The sequence below is a fragment of the Pseudomonas sp. P5_B2 genome, assembly GCF_056400445.1.
The window spans coordinates 1-3,917 of record NZ_JBFULH010000383.1 but is presented as its reverse complement, the minus strand read 5'-3'; the positions used below and the strand labels follow the sequence as shown (position 1 = coordinate 3,917).

Here is a 3,917-nt window from a genome sequence, read left to right as displayed (position 1 = left end):
GACCTGGACTCACATCAGAAAGACACAGCGCTGCAAGCGTTTGAAGTCGATGACAAAGCCGCCACCGACAAACGCTATTTCCAGGTGCCGCCGGGCAGTCATGAGCTGACGGTGCGTTATAAATTTCCGGTCCAGCCCACTAATATCGGTCCGGATGCCGAGCGGTTGTGGCGTGACTGTCAGTTAAACGTGAAATACAACGACTTCAGCGCCGGTGAGCGCTATCAGCTGCAAGCGGGGAATATTGGCTTTCGGCCGTGGGTAAAACTCTATAACCAACAGCGAAAAGTGATTGGCCAAGGCACACCCGCAGGCTGCCAACGCACCTGATCAGCGTTATGCTGAATGACCGAATCATTGGGTCATTCATCATGCGCAGGTTGATGCTGTTGCTCGCCGCCAGTGTAGTTGCAGGCTGTCAGAGCCCGTTACCACCGGTTGATCCGCAGATGGCCTGGGTCGATTTTTCTACGCCATTCCCTAACGATAGGTTGTTGATGGCCGAACGGCTGGACAATCAGCGTTTGCGTGACGGACGTTTTTTCCAGGTCATGCCCGGCAGTCATGTGCTGCTCGTTCGATTCGATTTTTCAGTGCCCGGTGGGGGTGGGGGCATGGGGATGATGGACGGTCCATCGGAACGGCTGTGCTACCTGACCATCAAGTACGATCATTTCGAAGCCGGCCAACGTTACGTGTTGGTCGGTCAGTCGATAGCGTTTGTCCCCGGCGCCCGGTTGTACAACGCCAAACGCGAGATCGTCGCTGAAGACAGTGAGTCTTATTGCCTGTGAGGCAAATCAGCGGTCATTTTTCTGGTAGATGATTTTCTTGGTGCCGTTTTCGCACGAGCCTACAACCATGTTCTGATCGTGGACTTCGTCATTGGTGACGATTTCCAGGGTGTAGGACGTAACCCCTTTGGCCTGGATGTTGGCTTCGATCTCGGCCTTGAGTTCTTCACAGGGTTTTGGCTTTGCAAGGGCTGATGTGGCCAGTGCACAACAGATAATCGCCAAGGCAAGACGTTTCATGGTTGAAGCTCCTTTGAGGCAGCGCGCAGGGTGATGCGCTTTCGCTGCTGTCATTTATTCGACCACAATTTGGCTGGTCAGGTTTTGTCCCGGCGCAAAAAAAGACCGCGGCCTGTTCATGGCTGCGATCTTTTCCAGGTGGCTGCAAAAGCTGTGATCAACTGAGCAACGTCGCTTCCAGACTGATTTGCGCATTCAACACTTTGGAAACCGGGCAGCCTTCTTTGGCCTTGTTGCTCAATTCTTCGAACTGCTCCTGTGTCGCCCCGGGAATTTTCGCCTTGAGGATCAACTTCACGGCCGTGATCGCAAAACCACCGTCCACCTGATCCAGGGTGACTTCGGCATTCGTATCGATGCTGTCAGCCTTGAGGCCGGCATCACCGAGAATCATCGAAAACGCCATGGAGAAGCAACCTGCATGGGCTGCCCCGATCAGCTCTTCCGGATTGGTGCCTTTGCCTCCCTCGAAACGTGCTTTGAAGCCGTAAGGCGCGTCTCTGAGCACGCCGGTTTCAGTGGAGATCGAGCCAATACCGGTTTTCAGGTCACCTTCCCAATGAGCCGATGCTTTCTTCGTAATAGCCATATTTGCCTCCTCAATATCCGGCGCGAAGCGTCGCGCCTTTGGTTTTCGGTTGCCAGGGTTCTGAGGATAGACGGTGATACAAAGTTCACCTGATCTGATTAGTCCTACCGTTTCCGTAGGTTTTTTGGGCTTGGCTATTGAAACTCGGGTATATGCCCTCATTGCATGAAACACGCTTATGGATTTGGCAGGTTTTCGTTTGAAAGAAAAACCTGCGACCTCAATTGGAGAAGCAGGTTATGAAACGACTGTCCGACATCAAGTTCTCGACCCTTGATCTGGTGCCTGTGCGCGAGAACGGCAGCGCAGCTCAGTCGCTGCGCAACTCTCTGGACCTGGCGCAGCACGTCGAAAAATTCGGCTACCACCGCTTTTGGGTTGCCGAGCACCACAACATGGACGGCATCGCCAGCTCGGCGACGTCCGTGTTGCTTGGCTATTTGGCCGGCGGCACCTCGACCATTCGCGTCGGTTCGGGTGGTGTGATGCTGCCGAACCACGCGCCGCTGGTGATCGCCGAGCAGTTCGGTACCTTGGAAAGTCTGTACCCGGGACGTATTGACCTGGGCTTGGGCCGTGCGCCCGGCTCCGATCAAATGACCGCTCGTGCGCTACGTCGTGAACGTTCCGGCAGTGCCGATGACTTCCCGGAAGACGTGGCCGAACTGATGCGCTACCTCGGTCCACGCACCCCGGACCAGCGGATCATCGCCATGCCGGGCACCGGCACCAACGTCCCGGTCTGGTTGCTGGGCTCCAGCCTGTTCAGCGCGCAACTGGCTGGTGAGCGAGGTTTGCCCTACGCCTTCGCTTCGCACTTCGCACCGCGTTTCATGCATGAGGCGATTCGTGTCTACCGCAACCACTTCAAGCCTTCAGCGGTATTGGATAAGCCCTACGTGATGCTCGGTGTGCCGCTGGTGGCTGCTGATACCGACGAGCAGGYGGATTATCTGGCGACGTCGGTCTATCAGCGGATTCTGGCGCTGATGCGCGGACAAAGTCTGGTACAGCGTCCGCCGGTGAAAACCATGGACGGGTTGTGGCTGCCGCACGAGAGGGAAGCGGTCAGTGATTTCCTCGGGTTGGCGATGGTGGGCAGCCCGCAGAAAATCCGCGCCAAACTGGAGGTGCTGATCGAACAGACTCAGGCCGACGAACTGATTTTTACCTGCGACCTGTACGAACATGCCGATCGCCTGCGCTCCTATGAACTGTTGGCGCAGGTTATGAAAGGCTGACAGCACCCACAAAAAAGCCGACGCCATTGCGTCGGCTTTTTCAGTTTCGAAGATGGTCAGCCCTGCTTGTAGACGATTTGCCTGGAGCCTTTTTCACAGGTGCCAACGACTTTTCCGTCAGCCGCAGCGCCTTTATCGACGATTTCCAGCGTGTAATTGGAAATACCCTTGGCGTCCAGTTTCGCTGCGATTTCGGCTTTCAGCTCGTCGCACGACTTGCCCTGGGCAAAGGCTGTTCCCGCAAGGCTCAACAAACAACCCGCCAAAATAAACTTCTTCATCGGTCGCATTCCCCTGGTCGGATCAAAAGAGGCATCCACCCATCCGCTGGATGCACACATGTAGCGCTTTGCCTTTCCAGATGGCACTCGGCCAGCGCGCAAGTTTAGAAGACTAGCTCAAACTCAGCTGCTGGCAATCCGGAATCCGACTTTGAGCGTCACCTGAAAATGGGCCGCCTTGCCGTCCTTGATGTGCCCGCGGGTTTCGATCACTTCAAACCATTCCATGAGCTTGAGACTTTTGCTGGCTTCCGCCAGCGCGTTATTGATGGCGTCTTCAATGCTGCTGGTGGACGAGCCGACCAGTTCGACTTTTTTGTAGGTGTGGTGGTCAGTCATGGCGTTCTCCTCAGGGTGTGAATTACAGCCTAGCAGTGATTTTTAGTCTTACTTGCGTCGGCCAATTCGAAAGGGATAGGCAGATTTACTGCACTTTCTCCAGCCCCTGAAGTCCCAACCAACACACGCAACTCAATCAATGCAGGAGAGCCACCATGGCCACCACTTCATTACGTAAAGCCTCATTGCAAAGCATGGAAGCCGAAATCGAGAGTCTGCTGAAATCGTTGGAAAGCCTGAAAGACGATGCGTCGGACGAGTCGCGTAGAACCCTCAATACCCTGAAAGCCAACGCCGAAAGTGCGCTGAAACATTCGCGTCATCTGCTCAGCGACGCGTACGAAGACGTCAAAGTCAAAACCCGTGAAACCGGGATTGCCACTCGGGACTACGCCCAGGAACACCCTTGGACTACAGCCGGTGTTGCCGTGGG

General features: G+C 55.3%; 8 protein-coding genes. 4 read left to right on the top strand and 4 right to left on the bottom strand.

Annotated features, from left to right (window positions below):
* Together AC1DRJ_RS20920 and AC1DRJ_RS20915 are read left to right on the top strand one after the other, a co-directional pair.
* Positions 1-330: PA0061/PA0062 family lipoprotein (locus AC1DRJ_RS20920; RefSeq protein WP_477803817.1), on the top strand; the 330-nt coding region annotated here is incomplete at its 5' end.
* A gap of 41 nt (positions 331-371) precedes the next feature.
* Positions 372-794, top strand: a complete 423-nt coding sequence (locus AC1DRJ_RS20915; RefSeq protein WP_477803816.1) for a PA0061/PA0062 family lipoprotein — start codon at positions 372-374, stop codon at positions 792-794.
* 6 nt (positions 795-800) lie between these two features.
* Here AC1DRJ_RS20915 and AC1DRJ_RS20910 read toward each other — a convergent pair whose 3' ends face one another.
* Together AC1DRJ_RS20910 and AC1DRJ_RS20905 are read right to left on the bottom strand one after the other, a co-directional pair.
* A complete protein-coding gene (locus AC1DRJ_RS20910) occupies positions 801-1,034 on the bottom strand; it encodes a DUF1161 domain-containing protein (RefSeq protein WP_477803815.1) in 234 nt (77 codons plus the stop codon).
* Positions 1,035-1,191: 157 nt separating this feature from the next.
* Positions 1,192-1,623: an OsmC family protein gene (locus tag AC1DRJ_RS20905; protein ID WP_477803814.1), complete on the bottom strand. Its 432-nt coding sequence runs from the start codon at positions 1,621-1,623 to the stop codon at positions 1,192-1,194.
* A 239-nt stretch (positions 1,624-1,862) separates the two neighbouring features.
* Between AC1DRJ_RS20905 and AC1DRJ_RS20900 the strand changes: the two genes are divergently transcribed.
* Positions 1,863-2,864 carry an LLM class flavin-dependent oxidoreductase gene (locus tag AC1DRJ_RS20900; protein WP_477803813.1) on the top strand — a complete coding sequence of 334 codons (1,002 nt, stop codon included), beginning with the start codon at positions 1,863-1,865 and terminating at the stop codon, positions 2,862-2,864.
* A 56-nt stretch (positions 2,865-2,920) separates the two neighbouring features.
* Here AC1DRJ_RS20900 and AC1DRJ_RS20895 read toward each other — a convergent pair whose 3' ends face one another.
* Together AC1DRJ_RS20895 and AC1DRJ_RS20890 are read right to left on the bottom strand one after the other, a co-directional pair.
* Positions 2,921-3,145, bottom strand: a complete 225-nt coding sequence (locus tag AC1DRJ_RS20895) for a DUF1161 domain-containing protein (RefSeq protein WP_477803812.1) — start codon at positions 3,143-3,145, stop codon at positions 2,921-2,923.
* A 123-nt stretch (positions 3,146-3,268) separates the two neighbouring features.
* Positions 3,269-3,484, bottom strand: a complete 216-nt coding sequence (locus AC1DRJ_RS20890; protein WP_477803811.1) for a dodecin — start codon at positions 3,482-3,484, stop codon at positions 3,269-3,271.
* A 155-nt stretch (positions 3,485-3,639) separates the two neighbouring features.
* On the opposite strand from AC1DRJ_RS20890, the gene AC1DRJ_RS20885 reads away from it, so the two are divergent.
* Positions 3,640-3,917 (top strand): ElaB/YgaM/YqjD family protein (locus AC1DRJ_RS20885; RefSeq protein WP_477803810.1); only part of this gene is annotated, 278 nt, incomplete at its 3' end.

Coding starts and splice junctions, on each gene's coding strand:
- AC1DRJ_RS20915 (WP_477803816.1), top strand. CDS start 372: ATGCGCAGGTTGATGCTGTTGCTCGCCGCCAGTGTAGTTGCAGGCTGT.
- AC1DRJ_RS20910 (WP_477803815.1), bottom strand. CDS start 1,034: ATGAAACGTCTTGCCTTGGCGATTATCTGTTGTGCACTGGCCACATCA.
- AC1DRJ_RS20905 (WP_477803814.1), bottom strand. CDS start 1,623: ATGGCTATTACGAAGAAAGCATCGGCTCATTGGGAAGGTGACCTGAAA.
- AC1DRJ_RS20895 (WP_477803812.1), bottom strand. CDS start 3,145: ATGAAGAAGTTTATTTTGGCGGGTTGTTTGTTGAGCCTTGCGGGAACA.
- AC1DRJ_RS20890 (WP_477803811.1), bottom strand. CDS start 3,484: ATGACTGACCACCACACCTACAAAAAAGTCGAACTGGTCGGCTCGTCC.